We start from the raw sequence: 19,666 nt of genomic DNA on the forward strand, positions 1-19,666 counted from the left end.
CCAAACGTGACGCACCAAACAGCGCTTGACCTCTTCGGGTCCATCCGCTTGACCGGCTGCGCGTGCGGACGTGGCGAAATCGGTAGACGCAGCAGACTTAAAATCTGCCATCCTCTGGATATGCGGGTTCAAGTCCCGCCGTCCGCACCAGCTTTTTCAGGCTTCCATCAATTGCTGAACGGGGGCCGGCCCCTTCGCCGCCTTTTGCCGCGGCCAGAGCCCGAAGGGCTCGAGCATCTCGTACAGAAAGCCTCCGCTATGGCCTTCGACTCCCGTCGGCTCGCGACACGGCTCCGGCGATGGCTGGAACGTGCCGTGCAGCCGGTCCCACAACGTGAAGATCGTCGCGAAATTGGTGCCGGCCATCGCTTCGTCGCGGACATGATGCCAGCGGTGCGCCGAAGGCGAGATCAACAGGGCGCCCAGCGGCCCCAGCGTCCAGCGCAAGTCGGCGTGGATGAAATAGCCCCAGGCGTTGCGGACGATCCCGTTGAGCGCCACCGCCCAGAGCGGAAAGCCCGCGAGCGCAAGGGCGGCCGAATCGATCGTGGTCGTCGTGAGCCGGTTGACCGGGTGCATCCGGTTCAGCGAGAACCAGCTCATCGCGCGATCCGAATGATGGGTCGCGTGAAAGCGCCACAGCAGCGGACAATGTTCGATCCGGTGGCGCCAATAGCCGACATAATCGCCAAGGACGACCGCCGCCAGGCCCGTCACCGCCGCCGGAATCGCCGTCCAGACATGCGCAAGACCCGCCGAGGGGCCGACCCATGCGATGATCCACGCCGCCGGCAGCGCGACATAGGGCAGGACCAGCAGCATATCGAACAGGAAGATCAGCAGGTTCGTGCGCCATTCGCCGACCGCGCCCCGCGCGTCGGCAATCGCCCGCCCCCGCCCCTTGGCGAGCAGCGCCAGCGCGCAAAAGAAGGCAGCAAAGGGGATCAACGCCGCCCACATGGCGATACTGTTCGCAAACCAGCCCATGGACGGCTTCTACCCTGCGAGTGGTGAATATCCGGTTGCCGGGTGAAGGGGTGGCCTTGCGCGTGCGTGCGTCTTAGGATGCGCCGCGATGCGCTTCCTTCTTTCCGCCGCCGTTCTGCTGCTCGCTGCCGCAACGCCCGCCCTCGCGGCGTCGCCCGCCGCCGACGCGAGCGCCTGCGCCCCCGCGACATACCGCCTGTCCAACGGCGGCGTGATCGACCTTGCGGCATCCGACCCCGGCACGCTGCGCTGGCGCGATCTCGACGGCGCGTCCGGCAAGCTCGTCGCGGCAGACGGCAACTGGGTCAGCCAGTTCGGCTGGACCGGCCGGCCCGATGGGCACCGGTTGGACCTCGCCGACTGCGCCGCGGGCCGGATTGCGTTCGACGGCACCCCCGCAAAGCGCATCCCTTTCGTCACGCAGGAAACGACCTTCACCAGCCACGGCACGCGGCTCGTCGGCCGCCTAGTCCTGCCGCCCGGCAAGGGGCCGGTGCCGATCTTCGTCCTGCTCCACGGTGCCGAGTTCGATTCGGCGCGCGACGGCAACAGCCTGCAGCGCCTGCTTCCTGCCGCCGGGATCGGTGCCTTCGTCTATGACAAGCGCGGCACCGGCGCGTCGGGCGGCGCCTATACGCAGGATTATTCGCTGCTCGCCGACGATGCCGCCGCCGCGCTCGCCGAGGCGCGGCGCCTCGCGGGGAAACGCGGCGCGCGCTTCGGCTTTCAGGGGCCGAGCCAGGGCGGCTGGGTCGCCCCGCTCGCCGCGACGCGCACCGATATCGACTTCGTCATCGTCAGCTTCGGGCTCGCGGTGTCGGTGGTCGACGAGGATCGCGAGGCGATTGCTTTTCAGATGGGACTCAAGGGCTATGGCCCCGACGTCATTGCTAAGGCGCAGGAGATCGGCGACGCCGCGACCCGCGTGTTCGAGAGCGGCATGACCGAGGGGATCGCGGAACTCGACGCGGTGCGCGCGCGCTATCGCGGCGAGCCGTGGTACAAGGACGTCTACGGCAACTACACGCACATCATCCTCGGCATGAGCGCGGAGGATATCCGGACCAAGGGCGCGCAGTTCCGCTTTCACACCCCCTTCCGCTACGATCCGATGCCGACGCTCCGCGCGGTCAAGGCGCCCCAGCTCTGGGCGCTCGGCGGCATGGACATCGACGCCCCGTCGGCCGAAACCGCGCGGCGGCTGAAGACACTGATCGCCGCCGGCCAGCCGATCACCCTCGCCCTCTTTCCCAAGGCCGAGCACGGGATGACCGAGTTCGAGACGGCGCCCGACGGCAGCCGCCTGTCGACCCGCTACACCCCCGGCTATTTTCGCCTGCTCGTCGATTTCGCGCGGGGCGGCAAGCTCGCGGATCAGTATGGCGACGCGGCGATGACACGCCCGGCCGGAGATTGAGCGCGGGTATCGATCTTCGTCCTTGCGAGCGAAGCGAAGCAATCCAGAGTGGCATAACCCGCCCTGGATTGCTTCGCTGCGCTCGCAATCACGATTCCAATTCCTGCCATCCCGCTCTAGGATAGGCGCGATGCGTTTCCTTCGCCCCGCCACCGCCGTTCTGCTCACCGCGTCCGCGACGCTTGCGCTCGCCGGGTGCGGGCTGTTCGGCAGCGGCGGTCCGGTGAAAATCGCCGCGATCGGGCCGCTGAATACCGCCGCCAACCCGCTGAACGGCGAATTGTCGGCGGCCAATGCGGCGTTGCTCGACGCCTCGGCGCAGGGCCTGGTCAGCTTCGACGGCGAAGGACAAATCGACACCGGCCTCGCCGAACGCTGGACCGTCACCGCCGACGGGCGCAGCTATATCTTCCGTATCCGCGAGGCGAAATGGACCAACGGGCGCAAGGTGACCGCCAACGACGTCACGACGGTGCTGCGCGCCTATCTCGCCCCGGCGAGCCGCCACCTGCTCAAGTCCGACTTCCCGGAGATCGACACGATCAAGGCGATGACTGACAGCGTCATCGAGATTCGCCTGTCGGTGCCGCAGCCGAACATGCTCGACCTGCTCGCGCAGCCGTCGATGGCGATCGTTTACAAGGGCATGGGCTGGGGGCCGATGCGGGTGCACAGGGTCGGCCGCGCGGTCCTCCTCTCGCCCGCCCCCGACCCGCTGGCAGAAGATCCGGAGGCGGCCGAAGCTGCCGCCAATGATCCCGCGGCGTCGATCGAGCTGATCGGCACCTCGCCGCAGGGCGCGGTCGCGCGCTTCAGGAACGGCTATGCCGACGGCGTCGTCGGTGGGCGCTTTTCGACCCTGCCCTATTTCGCCGCGACGAATATCGGCCGCTCGCGATTGATCGTCGATCCCGCGCCCGGCCTTTTCGGCCTCGCCTTTTCGCGCGCCGAGGGTTTCCTCGCGACCGACGTCAATCGCGATGCGCTGTCGCGCGCGATCCGGCGCCAGCGGCTCGTCGATGCCTTCGGGCTCACCGAATGGCAACCGCAGGAGGCGCTCCGGCCCGCCGTCTACCGCCGCGACGGCGGACCGGAGCCGCTGCTGCCCGCCTGGACCGCCTATGACGAGGCATCGCGCCAGATCCAGGCGAAACGCGCCGTCGATGCCTGGCGCCATGCCGGCCGCACGATCGACCCGCTGCGCATCGCGGTTCCCGACACGCCCGGCGGGCGCATCCTCTTCGCCTATGTCGCCGCCGATTTCGCGGCGATCGGGCTCGAAAGCAAACGCGTCGGCATGAACGCCGCGTCGGATCTCCGCCTGATCGACGAGGTCGCACCGAACGACGATGCGCTGTGGGCGCTGCGCCGCTTGTCGTGCCAGCCCGACACGCTCTGCAACCGCGACGCACAGCAGCTCATCGACGCCACCATGACCAATATCGACGCGGGTCAGCGCGCGCGCCAGGTCGGCGAGGCGGAGGCCGTGCTCGCACGCTATGCCCCCTTCATTCCACTCGCGACCCCGTTGCGCTGGTCGATCGCGTCGCAGCGGCTGACCGGGATGCGCGCCAACGCCCGCGCCGCGCACCCATTGAATCACCTGATTGCCTTACCTAAGTAATACAGCGGCGCGCACCCCCGGCGCCCTCTGAAAGGACCCGCATGGCCCCTTCCACCCCTAATCCCGACGCGATATTCGACGCGCTGGTGTCGAACCGCCGCGATCCCGCCGCGCTTCGCAAGCGGATCGAGACGCTCGAATATCTGCTCGAACGCAGCTTCGTCATCCCCGGCATCAATCGCTCGGTGGGGCTCGACGCCATCGTCGGCCTCGTCCCCGTCGTCGGCGATGTCATCACCGCAACGATGGGCGCCTATATCATCTGGGAAGCGCGCAACCTGGGTATGCCGAAATGGAAGATCTTGCGGATGATCGGCAACCTCGGCGTCGACACCGCGCTGGGCGCAATCCCGATCGCGGGCGACGCCTTCGACTTCCTGTTCCGCTCGAACAGCCGCAACCTCAAAATCATCCGCAAGCATCTCGACAAGCACCATCCGGGGACGATGATCATCGACCAGTAGGGCATCGGGTGCCGATCGGCGAAAAGGATATGGTGGACAGGGCTGGATTCGAACCAGCGTACGGAAACCCGGGCAGATTTACAGTCTGCTGCCTTTAACCACTCGGCCACCTGTCCATGGGGCCCGCTTTGGGAAGCGGTCCAATGGCGAAACGAGACTTGCCTGTCAATGGCAGTCATGGGAAAGGCGCCCCATCATGCGTCAATTTTCTCGCCATCGTCGTCCCGCTGGCCAAAGCCAGCGCGGACAGGCTATTCGCTTCTGGGGCCGCCATGCCGTTCTGGCCGCGCTCGCCAACCCCGAACGCCGCGTCAAGCGCATCTGGGGCACCCGCGAAGCGCTGGGGCAACTCGATCTGCCACCGGTGATTCCGATCAGCTACGCCGACGTCGCCGACCTCGCTCGGCTCGTGGCGCGCGACGCGCCGCATCAGGGGCTGGTGATCGAAGTCGACCCACTAGAGGAGGTCTATCTCGGCGACCTGTTGCAGGAGGAAAGCGACGCGGGCAGCACGCGCCCGCTGCTGATCCTCGATCAGGTCACCGACCCGCACAATATCGGCGCGGTGCTGCGTTCGGCCGCCGCCTTCGACGCCGCCGCGATCGTCACGCAGGACCGTCACAGCCCGCCCGAAAGCGGCGTCATCGCGCGCTCGGCCTCGGGCGCGCTCGAAAGCGTGCCGTGGGTCCGCGTCGTCAACCTGTCGCGCGCGCTGGAGGAGATCGCCGAGGCGCAATATTGGCGCATCGGGCTGATGGGCGACACCGACACCACCCTCGCCTCGACGCTCGACGGGACCAAGGTCGCGCTGGTGCTGGGGTCGGAGGGCGACGGAATGCGCCACAATGTCATGGAGCATTGCGACGTGCTGGCGAAGCTGCCGATCTCCCCGCGGATGGAGAGCCTCAATATCTCGAACGCCGCGGCGATCGCGCTCTACGCGGTCGCGACGGCTTGATCGTCGTCCCAGCGAAAGCTGGGACCGCTATCGTCCGTGCGGAACGCCGGAGACCCCAGCTTTCGCTGGGGTGACGATCAAACTCAATCTTCCGCCGCGATCCGCACGCGCAGCCCGTCGAGCGCGTCGCTGAACGGGATCTGGCATGACAGGCGCGAATTTTCGTCGCGGTCGGTGGTCGAATCGAGCAGGTCGTTCTCATCCTCGCTCATCGCCGGCATCGCATCCTTGTTGCCGTCCTCGACATGGACATGGCAGGTCGCGCACGAGCAGCAGCCGCCGCACAATGCGAGCAGCTCGTCGAAGCCCGCGTCGCGGATATTCTCCATCACGGTCAGGCTGGTGTCGCCTTCGATCTCATGTTCGGTCCCGTCGCGCGTCACCACAATCAGCTTGGCCATGCTCGTCCCCATATGGTTTGATTCGGATGGCCTATGTCGCGCGTTGCGCGCCAAATCAAGCGCTGCTACGGAAGCGATGCGAACAAAAGGAGAATATCGCGATGAGCTTCGGTCAGGAGCAGTTGAATGCGGGAATCGACGCGATCGCCGCGATCGACGCCAATTTCGCGCGCGCGCTCGGCAATGCCGGCTATCCGCCGCCGCGCATCCGCGAGCGCGGCTATACCACCCTGCTCCGCACCATCGTCGGCCAGCAGGTCAGCGTCGCCGCCGCCAATTCGATCTGGAACAAGCTGGAGGCCGCGTTCGGCGAGGGTTGCCCGGCGGAGGTGATGGCCGCCGCCGAGTTCGACGCGCTGCGCGCCTGCGGCCTGTCGGGGCAGAAGCAGGGCTATAGCAAGAGTCTCGCACAGCTCGTGCTCGACGGCGCGCTCGATTTCGACGCCCTCCCCGCCGACGACGAGGAAGCGATTGCGCTGCTCACCCAAGTCAAGGGTATCGGCCGCTGGTCGGCCGAAATCTATCTGCTGTTCGCCGAGGGGCGTCCCGACATCTGGCCCGCGGGCGACCTTGCGGTGCAGGAAGCGGTCGGCCGTATCCTCGGCCTCGGCGCCCGGCCGAGCGAAAAGCAGGTCCGCGAGCTGGCCGAACCGTGGCGCCCGCATCGCGGCTCGGCGGCGATCTTCAGCTGGCATTGTTATAATATGGATGTGATTTAGGGATACTCTCACCTCATCATTGCTTCGCTACGCTCGCAATGACGGATTTCACGCAAAGGCGCGAAGGCGCAAAGAAGACTTCCATTCAAACCCGTTCGTGCTGAGCTTGTCGAAGCACCGTCCTTCTTCAAAGTTCAAAAGAAAGAGCGGCCCTTCGACAAGCTCAGGGCAAACGGCTTTTTTACGGATGATCTTCTTCTTCGCGCCTTCGCGCCTTTGCGTGAGTCAAAAAAGAAAAAGGCCGGGCGGAGCACCCTCCACCCGGCCTTTGATCGCTTGCGAAACGAAGAGGCTTATTTCTTCGCCGCCGCCTTCTTGGCTGGAGCCTTTTTGGCAGGCGCGGCCTTTTCTTCGGTCTTTTCCTCGGCGTCGGCCTTGGGAGCAGCCTTTTTCGCCGCCGGCTTCTTCGCCGGGGCTTCGGCCTTCTCGGCCTTGGCCTCTTCCTTCACCGCGTCCTTCTTGGCAGCGGGCTTTTTCGCCGCCGCCTTCTTGGCGGGCTTGTGGTCGTGGTCATGGTCGTGACCGCAGTCCGGACCATGGACGTGACCGTCGTCGTCGGCCTCGATCGCCGCCTCGATCTCCTCGCGCGTCACTTCGCGGTCGCTGATCTCGGCCTTTTCGAACAGGAAGTCGACGACCTTGTCCTCATAGAGCGGGGCGCGGAGCTGCGCAGCGGCGAGCGCGTCCTGCTGGACATATTCGACGAAGCGCTGGCGATCCTCGGGACGATACTGCTGCGCCGCCTGCATGATCAGCCGCTGCATTTCCTGGTTCGACACCTGCACGCCGTGCGCCTGGCCGATTTCCGAAAGGAGCAGGCCCAGACGGACGCGGCGCACCGCGATCGCATGATATTCGTCGCGATCCTTTTCGAGCTCGGCCTTCGCCGCCTCGGGGTCTTCCTCGTGGCTCGCTTCATGCTCGAGCTGCTGCCAGATCTGGCCGAACTCGGCCTCGACCATCGTCGGCGGCACCTCGAAATCATGAGCGGCGGCGAGCTGGTCGAGCAGCTTGCGCTTCATATAGGTGCGGGTCAGGCCGTTCAATTCCTGCTCGACCTGGTCCTTCATCAGCTCCTTGAGCTTGTCGAGGCTTTCGAGGCCGAGCGATTTCGCGAATTCGTCGTCGATCTTCGACGCGGCCGGAACCTTCACTTCCTTCACCGTCACGGCGAATTCGGCGGGCTTGCCCTTCAGATTTTCGACCGGATATTCGTCCGGGAAGGTCACCTTCAGCACCTTTTCGTCGCCGGTCTTGACGCCGACGAGCTGGTCCTCGAAGCCGGGAATGAGCTGGCCCGAGCCGATCTCGACCGCCATGTCCTCGCCCGTGCCGCCGTCGAAGGCGACGCCGTCGACGCTGCCGGCGAAATCGATGATGACCTGGTCGCCCTGGGCCGCCTTCTTGGTCTTCGGCGCATCTTCGAAGCGCTTCATCTGCGCGGCGAATTCCTCGATCTTCGCCATCACCGCCTTGTCGTCGGCGGGAACGGTCAGCCGTTCGAGCTTCAGCCCGTCGATCGACGGGGTCGCGATGTCGGGCAGCACTTCGAGCGCGACGGTCAGCTCGGCATCCTTGCCGCGCTCATAGCCGTCGGCCAGCGTCACGCCGGGCTGCAGCGCCGGGCGCAGCTTTTCCTTCGCCATCAGGTCCTTGACGCCCTGGTCGATCGCCTTGTTGAGCGCGTCGGCGTTCAGCGCCTCGCCATGCATCTTGCGGATCAGGTTCGGCGGCACCTTGCCGGGGCGGAAGCCGGGCATCCGCACGGTCGGCGCGATCGCCTTCACCTCGTCGTCGACGCGCGCGTCGATATCCTTCGCGGTGATGGTCAGGCGATATTCGCGCTTCAGGCCTTCGTTCAGCGTTTCGACGGTCTTCATTGCCTTGGTCTTATCCTTGCTCAAAATCTCGTATCGATGAACCCCGCCCGAAAGGCGGCGTTCCCCAGTGTCCGGCCAAAGCTCGCGGAGCGTGGTGCGGGCGAAGGGACTCGAACCCCCACATCTTGCGATACTGGTACCTAAAACCAGCGCGTCTACCAATTCCGCCACGCCCGCTGAGAGCTTTCGGCCGGATGCACGAAATCGCGCGCTGCCGCGCACGCCCGTGCGGGCCGCGCGGGGCTATAGCAGAGACGCCGCCAAGGGCAAGGGCGGACCTTGCGTTCTGTCCGCGGGCCGGAACATGCGCCGCGCCGGTTCGTTGATCAAGCCAAGGAGAATCGCCATGACCGCCGCCCCCGACCCGCTTCCGAAACCCAAACCCGACACGATCGAACCGCAGGCGCCGCCTGAAAAGCCGGTCCAACCAACCCCGCTCGAAGACCCCGCCGGCCAGCCGCAGGAAATCCCCGGAGGTCCAGGCGGCGGCGACATCGACCAGCCCGGTCGCGGCCCGAGCGAAGTGCCGCCGCAGCAGATTTGAGCCCCTTCCTTCGTCATTCCCGCGAAAGCGGGAACCCAGAGCGCGCGTCGGCTGACCCCACGCTGGGTTCCCGCTTTCGCGGGAAAGACGAAGATAGGTAGCAAAGAGAGACTTGACCTCCTCCCCCCTTCCCCGCCACGGTTTCGGCGAGGGAGAGAGACATGAAATCCATCGCCACGCTCGCGGCGCTGCTATTGATCACCGCGCCCGCCGCCGCCGAGGAGGCGACGCTCTATCGCGGCGGGACGATCATCACGATGGACGGCGATTCGCCGCACATGGTCGAGGCGGTCGTCGCGAAGGACGGCCGGATCGCCTTCGCGGGCGACGAAAAGGCCGCGCGCACCGCCGCGGGCAAGGACGCGGCGATCCACGACCTCAAGGGCGCGACGATGCTCCCCGGTTTCGTCGACGCCCATTCGCACTTCGCGGTCGCGATGCAGATGGCCGACGGGCTCGACCTCTGGGACAAGACGCTGCCGCCCGTCACCGACATCGCTTCGCTGCAAGGCGTCATCCGCGACTATATCGCACGCAAGGCGATCCCCAGGGACGGCTGGGTGATCGTCTGGCAATATGATCATGAAAAGCTCGCCGAAAAGCGCCACATCACGCGCGCCGAGCTCGACGCGGTGGCCGCCGACCGCAAGATCGTCGTGCTCCACCAGTCGCTCCACGCGCTCGTCGCGAACAGCGCCGCGCTCTCCGCCGCGAAGCTGACCGACGCCAGCCAGCCGCCGCCGGGCGGGATGATGCTGCGCGACGCCGACGGGCATCTAAACGGCGTCCTACTCGAAAAATCGACCTTCCTGATGCTCGCCGCGATGCCGCAGCTCTCGCCCGAGCAAAAGCTTGCGCGGCTCGACGCGGCGCAGCAGCGTTATTTCGCGGAAGGGTACACCCATGCGCAGGACGGCGCGACGATGCCCGGCGACCTCGCCTTCTTCACCGGCCCCGCGGCGCGCCAGCACCTCCAGATCGATCTCGCGCTGCTACCGCTCTACACCGGGCTCGACGCGCTGCTCGCGCAGCCCGACATCCGCTTCGGCCAATATGACGGCCATGTGAAATTGCAGGGGATCAAGGTCATCCTCGACGGGTCGGTGCAGGCGCGCACCGGCTATTTCACCCGCGACTATGCCCGCGGCGCGCCCGACGGCAGCCACCCCTGGCACGGCGCCCCCGCGATGGATCAGGAAGCGTTCGACGCGCTCGTCAAAAAGGTCACCGAACGCGGCTGGCAGGTCTTCGTCCACGCCAACGGCGACGCGGCGATCGACATGGCGATCAAGGGCTTCGATGCCGCCGGGATCACGGCCGCCGACGACCGCCGCCCGATCGTCATCCACTCGCAATTCCAGCGCCGGGGCCAGCTTGCCGACTACAAGCGCATCGGGGTCGGCCCCTCCTATTTCTCGAACCACGCCTGGTTTTGGGCCGACGTCCACCGCACCAATTTCCCGAAGGAGGTCGTCGATTTCATCAGCCCGCTCAAGTCGGCACGCGCGGCGGGACTGATCCCGTCGAACCACAGCGATTACAGCGTCACCCCGCTCGACACGCGCTTCATGCTCTGGACCTCGATGGCGCGCGTCTCGCCGACCGGCGTGATCAGCGGCCCCGACGAGCGGCTGGGCGCCTATGAAGGGCTACAGGCGCTCACCACCGGCCCTGCGTGGCAGGCGTTCGAGGAAAATCGCAAGGGCCGGATCAAGGCCGGACTCCTCGCCGACTTCGTCATCCTCGACCGGAATCCGCTGACGACGCCGGTCGACGCGATCCGCGACATCAAGGTGCTGGAGACGGTCAAGGAAGGCACGAGCGTCTGGAAGCGCGCCGACTGACCGCTTTGCAAAATATCAAGGAATCGATCGTCAATCGGTAGTAGTTTTCTTGATCGCAACAGGAGTCTCCGATGCGCCACCCGCTTTCGCTTCTCGTCCTCGCCTCCGCCACCTTGCCGCAGATGGCGGCCGCCCAATCGGCATCGGACGTCGCCGATCTTGCCGGGGCGCGGGCAGCGGGCGGCGAGACCCAGCTTCTCGCGCGCGGTTATGAAGCGCGCCACTCGACCGTGGTCGGCGAGCAACGCTATACCTTCTGGTTCAACGCCCGCACCGGCCGCTGCCTGTCGGTGTCAACCGCCGATGGCCGCTATGGCGCGCTGATTTCGGTGCCACCCGAAAATTGCGACGCCGACGAAAGCCGGGCCGAACCCGATCACGACGCCCGGCGCGTCGATGCGCCGCGCGACCCGGGCTCGCTGATTCTGGTCTGCTATGGCGCCGGCACCCGCGCGACGGTTCAGAACAATCCCAGCTACAAATGGAATCCCCACAGCCATAAATGGGAATGGAGCAACACGCTTTCCAACGGCACGCAGGGGTTCAATAGCGACGTCCAGATCGAGCTATATGGCGACCATGGGCGCATCCAGCTCGGTCCGAAGCTCGTTCCGCCGATCCATTCGGGCGACGATCACGGCTGGTGGGATCTCGACAACCTGGTCGTGACGTCCGACAGGATCAGCGCGACCTATCGCCTCAACGGGCTCAACAAGCCGAAACTGGCGATCGACCGCCGCTCGGGCCGGATCACGATCGAGGGCATGACGCCCTTCTCGGGCCAGTGCGACGCCGGTGATTGGGGCGCGGGCCAGCGACGCTTCTGACTCGCGCCGCGCCGCCTATTCGGTGCAGAAGCGCACGAACCGCGCGATCGCATCCCTGCCCTTTGCCGTCGCGGCCATGTCGGTCGTTTCGCCCGACGCGGTCAGGCGCAGCCAGCCGTTGGCGGCGAACGCGCGGATCAGGGGCGAACCGCCCGCGATCTCTTCGGACGAGAAATAGGGCATTTCCTCGGCGTCGGTGGTGCCTTTGAGGTGCAGGCGGGCGTCGCCCGACGTCAGTTCGATCGCGCTCAGTTCGGGATCGCCGCCGGTGATGCTCGCGAAGATGCGGTTTCCGCCCTCCTCGCAGGCGAACGCCAGCGGCTGATCGTCGGTATCGGCGACTTCATAGGCCAGAACCGCGCTTTGCGCGCGCTCCGCGTCGTCGACCCGCATCGTCCAGTCGTAGCCGTCGGTCACCACAGGCGCCTCTCCGCCCGCTGCGGCAGCGGCTCCGCCCATGGTCGCAAGAACCAGCAGCGCGCCGGCCGAAAACCTGTTTCGCATCATCTCTTCGCTACCTCGTTCCGATTGCAATTCCAGTGTGTTAGCGATCACCGGCGGCGGACGTCAATGCTTTTGGGGCGGCGGCATATTTCCGGAATGGCGCGAAAAGCCCTTGCAAAGATTCCGGCGCAAATTAGCAACGGGATCGTCCGGCCATTCGGTCCGGTCACGGGGGTTGCTACATCAAACCGGACCTGCGGCTTGCCGCGCCGTCGAATGCCGCTCATTCGATCGCGCGTCTGCAAGGAAGCGCGGCGATTCCGCTCGAATGTCGCCCCTGTTTGGGAACAGGGGGTCGACAATGACGAATATTATGCGAACCAGGGCCGTTATCGCGACGATCGCCGCAGCCTGCGTTCCGATCATGGCGGCGGCCGCGCAGCCGGCATCCGATACCCCGGCCGAAACGACCGCGGTCGCGGCGGAGGAAGCCCCCGCCCCCGTCGCGCCGGTCGATGCCGCGGCGCCGTCGGTCGAAGCGGCGCCGGTCCCGGACTGCGAGCTTCATGTCTTCCCGACCATCGAGGGGCAGGCGATGACCACCGGCTGGCTGTCCGGCTTCGGCATCGTGGGGGCGGTCGCCGATGCCGCGTCGAACAAGAACCGCAATATCAGCGAAGCCGAATATCTGAAGGAAGCCCTGGGACCGCAGATGCAGATCGACGCGCTGCAATCGATCGACCTCCTCGCGGCGCTGAAATTACCGCCGTCGCAGATCATCTATGAAACGCCGATCGCCGACCGCAAGATCAGCACCAAGGCGACGACCCGGCTCACCCAGTCGGCGGCCGCCTGCTACGTCGAACTGATCATCACCCAGAATTTCTATACCAAGAAGGCGATCTACGGCCGCTCGCTCAACAACCGCTTCATCGTCAAGGATTTCCGCACCGGAAAGAAGGAGACGGCGATGGTCAAGGGGCGCGGCGGCAACGGCCTTTCGATCTTCCCGCCGAAGACCGGCGAGGAAGAGGCCGCCGCCAACCAGGAATTGCGCGAGGTTTTCGTGAAGAATTTCCTCGAATTCGCCAAGGGTTACGCGCCCGCCAAATGATTGGGGATGGGGGTGACCGTCGCTTCCTGCGGCGGCGCCCTGTATCCCGTTCGTCACAGGAAGCCCGCCTTGCGCCTGCTGATCGGCCTCTGCCTTGCCGCCGTCGTTGCGCCCGCCGCGATGGCGACGCCCGCGCCCACCAAACCCTCGGCGATCGTCGCCGAACGCGACCGCGCCGCCGACGGCCGCGCGGTTCAAATCATCCTCGCCCAAAACTGGATCGAGACGAGCGTCGACGTCGGGCGCGTTGCCAGCTCGGCGGGCGGCGGCGGCCTGATCGGCGCGATCATCATCGAGTCGATGGACGACAAAGGCAGACGGATGCGCGACACCGCCGTCCAAAAAGCCGAAACGACCGTCGCGCCGCTACGCCAGGTGCTGGGCGATTTCGACGCCGATGCGCTGGTGCTCGCAACGACCCGCGCGGCGCTCGGGCAAATCGGCTGGTTCCGCTCCCGCGACATCGCGCTGAGCAAGGATGCCTCCGCCGATGGCCGCCGCGCCTTCGCCGCGTCCGCCGATGCGCCGCAAATCGCGTTCGTCGCCTACAGCTACGGCCTGTCGCCCGACTTCACGCAAATCCGCGCCGTGGCCGAAATTTCCCTGGCCCATAAGGAAAAAGACAAAGCGCGCGGCGCCGCGCCCGCGCCCTATTATCGGCAGACGATCACCAGCGTCGTGCAGTTGGATCGGCGATCCTATGCACAGGAGGACAATGTCGCCGCATGGGCCGCGGATCGCGGGCGCCGGGCAAGGGCTGCGCTGGACAAGGCTTTCGGCAGCCTCGAACGAACGATCCCCTACGCGCTGAACCTGACCGAGGCCGAATTACAGCGCCTGACCGGCAAGGATCGCGAAAAGGCTTTCGGTGCCGGCTTCTATGGCCCGCTGATCGCGCGAGATCCGGACGGCGGAATGCTCCTCTGGTCGAAGGGGCTCGTCCATGTGGAAACATTGCCCCCGACGGAAGCGCGCGGTGCGCCGACCGTCCCGGCAAACGGAGTCCCCGCAAACGAAGAGGGCTGACGAAGCCCGGCCGGTCAGCCGAGCGCCTTCTTCAGCAGTTCGTTCACCACCTGCGGATTCGCCTTGCCCTGCATCGCCTTCATCGTCTGGCCGACGAAGAAACCGAACAAGGCTTCCTTGCCGCCCTTATACTGCTCGACCTTGTCGGCGTTGGCGGAAAGGACCTTGGCGATCTCGGCCTCGATCGCGCCGGTGTCGCTCGTCTGCTTGAGGCCTTCGCGATCGACGATCGCCGCGGCGCCGTTCCCGCTTTCGAGCATCTTCTCGAACACCTGCTTCGCGATCGTCCCCGAAATGGTGCCGTCGGCGACAAGGCCGAGCAGTTCGGCGGCCTGCGCCGGGCTGACCGGCGATTCCGAAATGTCCTTGCCGAGCCGATTGAGCGCACCGAACAATTCGCTCGTCACCCAGTTCGCCGCCGCGACGGGTTTCGCGCCCGCTTCGAGCAAAGCGTCGAACCAGCGCGCCGCCTCGACCTCGGCGGTCAGCACATCGGCGTTATAGGCCGAAATCCCCTCGCTCAGATAGCGCGCGCGCTTGGCGTCGGGCAGTTCGGGCAGGCTTTCGCGGCACTCCGCCAGAAACGCGTCGTCGAGGATCAGCGGCAGCAGGTCGGGATCGGGGAAGTAGCGGTAATCATGCGCATCTTCCTTCGACCGCATCGAGCGCGTCTCATTGCGGTCGGGGTCGTAAAGCCGCGTTTCCTGCACCACGGTGCCGCCGCTTTCGATCAGCTCGACCTGACGCTTCGCCTCGCCCTCGATCACCGCCATCACGAAGCGCACCGAATTGACGTTCTTCGTCTCGGTGCGCGTTCCGAATTCGTCGCCGGGTTTGCGGACCGACACGTTGACGTCGGCGCGCATCGAGCCCTCTTCCATATTGCCGTCGCACGAGCCGACATAGCGCAGGATCGAGCGCAGCTTGCGGACATAGGCCCCGGCCTCGGCGGGCGAGCGCATGTCGGGGCGCGAGACGATCTCCATCAGCGCGACGCCCGATCGGTTGAGGTCGACATAGCTCATCGTCGGATGCTGGTCGTGCATCAGCTTGCCGGCGTCCTGCTCGACATGGATGCGCTCGATCCCGATGCGCTTCGCTTCGGGCAGACCCGCCTTTTCATCGGCTTCGATCGTCAGCGAGCCTTCGCCGACAAGCGGATGATAAAGCTGCGAAATCTGGTAGCCCTGCGGCAGATCGGCATAGAAATAATTCTTGCGGTCGAACCGCGACCATGTGTTGATCTCGGCCTCAATCGCCATACCGGTGCGCACCGCCTGACGGATGCACTCGCGGTTCGGTACCGGCAGCATCCCCGGCATCGCGGCGTCGACCAGCGACACCTGCGTGTTCGGTTCCGCCCCGAACGTCGTCGCGGCGCCCGAGAACAGCTTGGCGTTGGAGGTGACCTGCGCATGGACCTCGAGGCCGATCACGACCTCCCACTCGCCGGTTTCGCCCTTGATGCGATAGTCGCTCATTTCCAGTTGCACTCCAAACCTTCGGTATGGGCGAAGCCGTTGTAAATCGTCGCTCCACCGCTTGTCACATCCAACACCACGACTCCGGTCCACTCGACATGGCGAGGGTGCATGGAGACGGTCATGCCGTCATATTTATGGCCCGCTTGGCTGACCTTGCCACGCCAGCCCAATCCAGGCTGCCCGACATCCACGCCCGTTTCCGAAATATTGATCTCGAAAGGGTCTGCCAATTCGCCGTCGATAGTTTCCAAGAAACCCCATCCGTAGACGGGTATGACGACGACCGGGGTCATCTTACCACCATTTCTCCGCCCGCGCGGTAAAGCCCGCCCGCGCCTCGATCGCCAGCCCCGCGTTGAGCACGCCCTGCTCGTCGAACGCCTTGCCGATGATCTGCAACCCCAGCGGCAGCCCTTCGCGGTTCAGCGCCGCGGGGACCGACATCGCGGGCAGCCCCGCGAGGCTCGCGGGCACCGCGAACACGTCGTTGAGGTACATCGCCAGCGGATCGGCGGTCTTTTCGCCCAGCCCGAACGCCGCCGACGGCGCGGTCGGCGCGAGGATCACGTCGCACGACGCAAACGCCTGTTCGAAATCGCGCGCGATCAGCGTCCGCACCTTCTGCGCCTGCGTGTAATAGGCATCGTAGAAGCCCGCCGACAGCACATAGGTGCCGATCATGATCCGGCGCTTGACCTCGGGCCCGAAGCCGTCGGCGCGCGTCGCGGCGTACATGTCCTGCAACCCTGCCTTTTCGGGCAGATCGCGCAGACCGTAGCGCACGCCGTCATAGCGCGCGAGGTTCGACGACGCCTCGGCGGGCGCGATGATATAATAGGCGGGAAGCGCATATTTGGTGTGCGGCAGGCTGATCTCGACGACGTCGGCCCCCGCATCCTTCAGCATCGCGATCCCGGCATCCCACATCGCGTCGATGTCGGGGTCGATGCCCTCCAGCCGATACTCCTTGGGAATACCGACCGCCTTGCCCTTGAGATCACTCGACAAAGCCGCTTCCCAATTCGGCACTGGCAAATCGAGGCTCGTCGCGTCCTTGGGATCGAAGCCCGCCATATTTTCGAGCATGATCGCGCAGTCGCGCACATCGCGCGCCATCGGCCCCGCCTGGTCGAGCGAGCTCGCAAAGGCGACGATGCCCCAGCGCGAGCAGCGGCCATAGGTCGGCTTGATCCCCGAAATGCCGGTGAAAGCCGCAGGCTGGCGGATCGAGCCGCCAGTGTCGGTCCCGGTCGCCGCGGGGCAGAGCCGCGCCGCGATCGCCGACGAACTGCCGCCCGACGAGCCACCCGGCGCGAGCGCCGCATTGCCGCCGTCCTTGCGCCGCCACGGACTGATGACGTTGCCGAAATAGCTCGTCTCGTTCGACGATCCCATCGCGAACTGGTCGAGGTTCAGCTTCCCCAGCATCCCCGCGCCCGCATCCCACAATTTCTGCGACACCGTGGACTCGTAGCGCGGCACGAAACCTTCGAGCATATGGCTCGCGGCGGTCGTCTGGACGCCGCTGGTCGCAAACAGATCCTTCATCCCGATGGGCACGCCCGACAGCGGCTTCAGCGTCCCTGCGGCGCGGTCGGCGTCGGCCGTCTTCGCCGCCGCCAGCGCAAGCTCGGGCGTCTCGACGATGAACGCGTTGAGCGCCTTCGCGCCCGCGACATTGGCGTTGAACGCCTCCGCGACTTCGACGGCGCTGAAATCGCCCGCGCGGTGCCCGTCGCGAATCTGCGCAACGGTCAGGTTGGTAAGCTCGGTCATTATTCGATCACCTTGGGAACGCCGAAAAAGCCGTGCTGCGGCGCAGGCGCGTTCGCGAGAATATCGTCGCGGCGGTTGCCGCCGGTCAGCGGGTCGGCATCGACGACATCGTCGCGCAGCCGTAGCGTGTTCGGAATCACCGCCGTCATCGGCTCGACCCCGGTCACATCGACCTCGCCGAGTTGCTCGACCCAGCCGAGAATGCCGTTCAATTCGCTTTCCATCGCCGCGGCTTCGGCATCGCTGATCGCGATGCGCGCCAGCGACGCTATTTTTCGGACTGTTGCCTGATCGATTGCCATCTTGATCGCCTTATCGGGAGAAGCTGGGCCGCTAGCATTGTGTCCGGCGCGCTTCAAGCGGCGCCGATACCGATGCTATTGGAAATCCTCACCCACCGGCACGCCGTCCACGAAAACCTGGCTTCGCGTGACCGTCCGCACCTCGACCGCCGCATGCTCCAGTTCGTAGATCGTCGGCCCCCTGGTCCGGCCGCCGGGACGAAACGCGCCATAATCCTCGGCCCAGACGGCGGTCTTGGGATCGCGAGCGAACAGCGCGACACTGTTGCCGCGGCCCACGACCGCAATCCGCCCCTCGTTCAGTCGATAGGCGATGCACGGCGCGGTCCGACACATATCGCGCGCGTCGAGGACCGCATACGCCTCGACAGGCAGCGTCGCGCCGGCGGGAAGCACCCGCACCTTCTGTGCGATCGGCTTTGCGGCATAGGCGATGTCGCTCTTGTCAGGCCCGCTGTCGGTCAGATTGAGCTCCCAGCGATTCTTCGCCTTGAGCGCCCATCCCGCAAGGTTCGCGCGCGTCTTGTCGGGGGATGTCGCCAGCTTTGCGAGCGCGCGGCGCCCGGCAGGTCCGAAATCGAACGCCAGCGCCGCCCAGTCGAATTGTTCGGCCTTGACCGTCCCCGACTTCAACCGGGCAAGCTGGTCGCGCGTCGAAATCGCTCCGAAATCCACGACCGGCAGCGCCAGGACCAAGGCCAGCAGCATCAGCCCGATCGCCAGTTTCTGCTGCAACGGCCGCAAGAGGTCGTCGAAATCCTGCTGCCCCCGCACGACCGACCACAGCCCGGCGACGCCATAAGCGAGCGCGATCGCCGCCGCGATAACGCCCCACAAACGCTCGGGGGTCCAGCCATATTGGACCACCCGCAAATACATCGAATAAAAGGCGATCGCCGCCAGCGGCAGCACCGCAGCGACCAGCGCCGCCGCCGCGACGTGCAGCAGGCGATTGCCCGCGCGCTCGTCGCGCCCGCTGCCAATCGCCGCATTGGCGAGCAGCACCGCGAAGGCCGCCGCCGCCAACATCAGCGCAGCGGTCGAAAAGCCCGATTCCCACAGCGACGTCAGCCCGGTTCCGATCAACGACAACAGGAACAGCACGAGGGCGGCGGCGAGCACCGGCGCCAGCACCGCGAGCACGATCATCACCAGCCGCTGCAAGGTCGCGACCAGCCCGTCGCGCTCGCGCAGCAGGCCAACGGCGCCACCGAACGCCGCCCCCGCCAGCATCCAGCCGAACCATTCGTCGTTGAGCAGCCGTTCGATCAGGTTAATCCCGATCAGCTTGAACATCTGCCCGATCAGCACGATCAGCAAAAAAGTCACGCCGACGAACGCCAGTCCCGCCGCGCCGATCACCGCATCGGCCCAGGCGTGGCTGTGCAGCCGCGCATAGGGCATCTGCCACAATTTCCAGAAGCGCCAGTCGGGCGCGACGTCGCGCCGCGTCTGGAACAAGGGCGTCGCGACGAGCACCGCGAGCATCCCCGACCAGAACGGCCATTCGAACGGCGATCCGCCGACATTATAGCCCGCCGAATGCCAGGCGATCAGGCCGATGACGGCGCCCCACGCCAGCGCGAAGCCCGCCGCCCAGTGCCAGCGCCGCCGCTCGACCCCGAGCAGGAACACCACGGTCGCGACGGCGACGAACGCCGCGAGCGCGTCGCGGCCCGGCGCGTTCTGAGAACGGTCGATCAGCAGATGAAAGATCAGCCCCGCGATCGTTCCGGCCAGCGCCATGATCCACGGCCGCAGCGGCCAGGGCGGGTCGCTGTCGTCGAGCCTTGCCGAAAGACGGGGCGACTCAGGGGCGGGCGGGTTGGCGGGCGCATCGGTCATGCGCAACGTC

Annotated in this window: 19 protein-coding genes and 3 tRNA genes; 11 read left to right on the forward strand and 11 right to left on the reverse strand. The window is 66.0% G+C overall.

What is annotated here, in order from left to right:
- Positions 1 to 64: 64 nt before the first annotated feature.
- Positions 65 to 150, forward strand: a tRNA-Leu gene (locus ACVENA_RS11980).
- 6 nt (positions 151 to 156) lie between these two features.
- On the opposite strand, the gene ACVENA_RS11985 is transcribed toward ACVENA_RS11980, so the two are convergent.
- A complete protein-coding gene (locus ACVENA_RS11985; protein WP_449325542.1) occupies positions 157 to 987 on the reverse strand; it encodes a sterol desaturase family protein in 831 nt (276 codons plus the stop codon).
- A gap of 88 nt (positions 988 to 1,075) precedes the next feature.
- Here ACVENA_RS11985 and ACVENA_RS11990 point away from each other — a divergent pair, with 88 nt between their 5' ends.
- The 3 genes from ACVENA_RS11990 (at position 1,076) to ACVENA_RS12000 (ending at position 4,492) form a co-directional block, all read left to right on the forward strand.
- A complete protein-coding gene (locus ACVENA_RS11990) occupies positions 1,076 to 2,404 on the forward strand; it encodes an alpha/beta hydrolase family protein (RefSeq protein ID WP_449325543.1) in 1,329 nt (442 codons plus the stop codon).
- A 130-nt stretch (positions 2,405 to 2,534) separates the two neighbouring features.
- Positions 2,535 to 4,028, forward strand: coding sequence for an ABC transporter substrate-binding protein (locus ACVENA_RS11995; RefSeq protein WP_449325544.1), 1,494 nt, complete (start codon positions 2,535 to 2,537; stop codon positions 4,026 to 4,028).
- Positions 4,029 to 4,069: 41 nt separating this feature from the next.
- Entirely contained in the window at positions 4,070 to 4,492 is a 423-nt protein-coding gene (locus tag ACVENA_RS12000) for a DUF4112 domain-containing protein (RefSeq protein WP_449325545.1), read from the forward strand.
- Positions 4,493 to 4,522: 30 nt separating this feature from the next.
- On the opposite strand, the gene ACVENA_RS12005 is transcribed toward ACVENA_RS12000, so the two are convergent.
- Positions 4,523 to 4,608: transfer RNA gene (locus ACVENA_RS12005), tRNA-Tyr, on the reverse strand.
- An 80-nt stretch (positions 4,609 to 4,688) separates the two neighbouring features.
- On the opposite strand from ACVENA_RS12005, the gene rlmB reads away from it, so the two are divergent.
- Positions 4,689 to 5,450, forward strand: a complete 762-nt coding sequence (gene rlmB, locus ACVENA_RS12010) for a 23S rRNA (guanosine(2251)-2'-O)-methyltransferase RlmB (RefSeq protein WP_449325546.1) — start codon at positions 4,689 to 4,691, stop codon at positions 5,448 to 5,450.
- Between the two features lie 83 nt (positions 5,451 to 5,533).
- Here rlmB and ACVENA_RS12015 read toward each other — a convergent pair whose 3' ends face one another.
- The gene (locus tag ACVENA_RS12015) at positions 5,534 to 5,851 is read right to left on the reverse strand and encodes a 2Fe-2S iron-sulfur cluster-binding protein (protein ID WP_449325547.1); all 318 of its coding nucleotides are present in this window, start codon (positions 5,849 to 5,851) and stop codon (positions 5,534 to 5,536) included.
- Positions 5,852 to 5,952: 101 nt separating this feature from the next.
- Between ACVENA_RS12015 and ACVENA_RS12020 the strand changes: the two genes are divergently transcribed.
- Entirely contained in the window at positions 5,953 to 6,570 is a 618-nt protein-coding gene (locus tag ACVENA_RS12020) for a DNA-3-methyladenine glycosylase family protein (RefSeq protein ID WP_449325548.1), read from the forward strand.
- A gap of 293 nt (positions 6,571 to 6,863) precedes the next feature.
- Here the strand turns inward: ACVENA_RS12020 and tig are convergent, their stop codons facing one another.
- Both tig and ACVENA_RS12030 read right to left on the reverse strand, forming a co-directional pair.
- Positions 6,864 to 8,450, reverse strand: coding sequence for a trigger factor (tig, locus tag ACVENA_RS12025; RefSeq protein WP_449325549.1), 1,587 nt, complete (start codon positions 8,448 to 8,450; stop codon positions 6,864 to 6,866).
- Positions 8,451 to 8,542: 92 nt separating this feature from the next.
- A tRNA-Leu gene (locus tag ACVENA_RS12030) sits at positions 8,543 to 8,627 on the reverse strand.
- A 169-nt stretch (positions 8,628 to 8,796) separates the two neighbouring features.
- On the opposite strand from ACVENA_RS12030, the gene ACVENA_RS12035 reads away from it, so the two are divergent.
- The 3 genes from ACVENA_RS12035 to ACVENA_RS12045 all read left to right on the forward strand — a co-directional run bounded on the left by ACVENA_RS12035 (position 8,797) and on the right by ACVENA_RS12045 (position 11,665).
- Positions 8,797 to 8,994 carry a hypothetical protein gene (locus tag ACVENA_RS12035; protein WP_449325550.1) on the forward strand — a complete coding sequence of 66 codons (198 nt, stop codon included), beginning with the start codon at positions 8,797 to 8,799 and terminating at the stop codon, positions 8,992 to 8,994.
- A 161-nt stretch (positions 8,995 to 9,155) separates the two neighbouring features.
- Positions 9,156 to 10,838: an amidohydrolase gene (locus tag ACVENA_RS12040; protein WP_449325551.1), complete on the forward strand. Its 1,683-nt coding sequence runs from the start codon at positions 9,156 to 9,158 to the stop codon at positions 10,836 to 10,838.
- A gap of 71 nt (positions 10,839 to 10,909) precedes the next feature.
- Positions 10,910 to 11,665, forward strand: a complete 756-nt coding sequence (locus tag ACVENA_RS12045; RefSeq protein ID WP_449325552.1) for a hypothetical protein — start codon at positions 10,910 to 10,912, stop codon at positions 11,663 to 11,665.
- Positions 11,666 to 11,680: 15 nt separating this feature from the next.
- Here ACVENA_RS12045 and ACVENA_RS12050 read toward each other — a convergent pair whose 3' ends face one another.
- Positions 11,681 to 12,172 carry a hypothetical protein gene (locus tag ACVENA_RS12050; protein ID WP_449325553.1) on the reverse strand — a complete coding sequence of 164 codons (492 nt, stop codon included), beginning with the start codon at positions 12,170 to 12,172 and terminating at the stop codon, positions 11,681 to 11,683.
- Positions 12,173 to 12,482: 310 nt separating this feature from the next.
- Between ACVENA_RS12050 and ACVENA_RS12055 the strand changes: the two genes are divergently transcribed.
- Both ACVENA_RS12055 and ACVENA_RS12060 read left to right on the forward strand, forming a co-directional pair.
- Positions 12,483 to 13,223 carry a hypothetical protein gene (locus ACVENA_RS12055; RefSeq protein WP_449325554.1) on the forward strand — a complete coding sequence of 247 codons (741 nt, stop codon included), beginning with the start codon at positions 12,483 to 12,485 and terminating at the stop codon, positions 13,221 to 13,223.
- Positions 13,224 to 13,292: 69 nt separating this feature from the next.
- The gene (locus ACVENA_RS12060) at positions 13,293 to 14,249 is read left to right on the forward strand and encodes a hypothetical protein (RefSeq protein WP_449325555.1); all 957 of its coding nucleotides are present in this window, start codon (positions 13,293 to 13,295) and stop codon (positions 14,247 to 14,249) included.
- Positions 14,250 to 14,263: 14 nt separating this feature from the next.
- Here ACVENA_RS12060 and gatB read toward each other — a convergent pair whose 3' ends face one another.
- From gatB to ACVENA_RS12085, 5 genes are all read right to left on the reverse strand, one after another.
- Positions 14,264 to 15,730 (reverse strand): Asp-tRNA(Asn)/Glu-tRNA(Gln) amidotransferase subunit GatB, encoded by a 1,467-nt coding sequence (gene gatB / locus ACVENA_RS12065; protein ID WP_449325556.1) that lies wholly within the window; start codon positions 15,728 to 15,730, stop codon positions 14,264 to 14,266.
- Positions 15,727 to 16,026: a hypothetical protein gene (locus ACVENA_RS12070; protein ID WP_449325557.1), complete on the reverse strand. Its 300-nt coding sequence runs from the start codon at positions 16,024 to 16,026 to the stop codon at positions 15,727 to 15,729. The genes gatB and ACVENA_RS12070 overlap by 4 nt, the downstream gene beginning before the upstream one ends.
- Position 16,027: 1 nt before the next feature.
- Positions 16,028 to 17,509: an Asp-tRNA(Asn)/Glu-tRNA(Gln) amidotransferase subunit GatA gene (gene gatA, locus ACVENA_RS12075; protein WP_449325558.1), complete on the reverse strand. Its 1,482-nt coding sequence runs from the start codon at positions 17,507 to 17,509 to the stop codon at positions 16,028 to 16,030.
- Positions 17,509 to 17,811: an Asp-tRNA(Asn)/Glu-tRNA(Gln) amidotransferase subunit GatC gene (gene gatC / locus ACVENA_RS12080; protein ID WP_449325559.1), complete on the reverse strand. Its 303-nt coding sequence runs from the start codon at positions 17,809 to 17,811 to the stop codon at positions 17,509 to 17,511. The genes gatA and gatC overlap by 1 nt, the downstream gene beginning before the upstream one ends.
- 75 nt (positions 17,812 to 17,886) lie before the next feature.
- Positions 17,887 to 19,656 (reverse strand): DUF4153 domain-containing protein, encoded by a 1,770-nt coding sequence (locus ACVENA_RS12085; protein WP_449325560.1) that lies wholly within the window; start codon positions 19,654 to 19,656, stop codon positions 17,887 to 17,889.
- Between the last annotated feature and the right edge of the window lie 10 nt (positions 19,657 to 19,666).

The sequence above is a fragment of the Sphingopyxis sp. 550A genome (genome assembly GCF_053569535.1).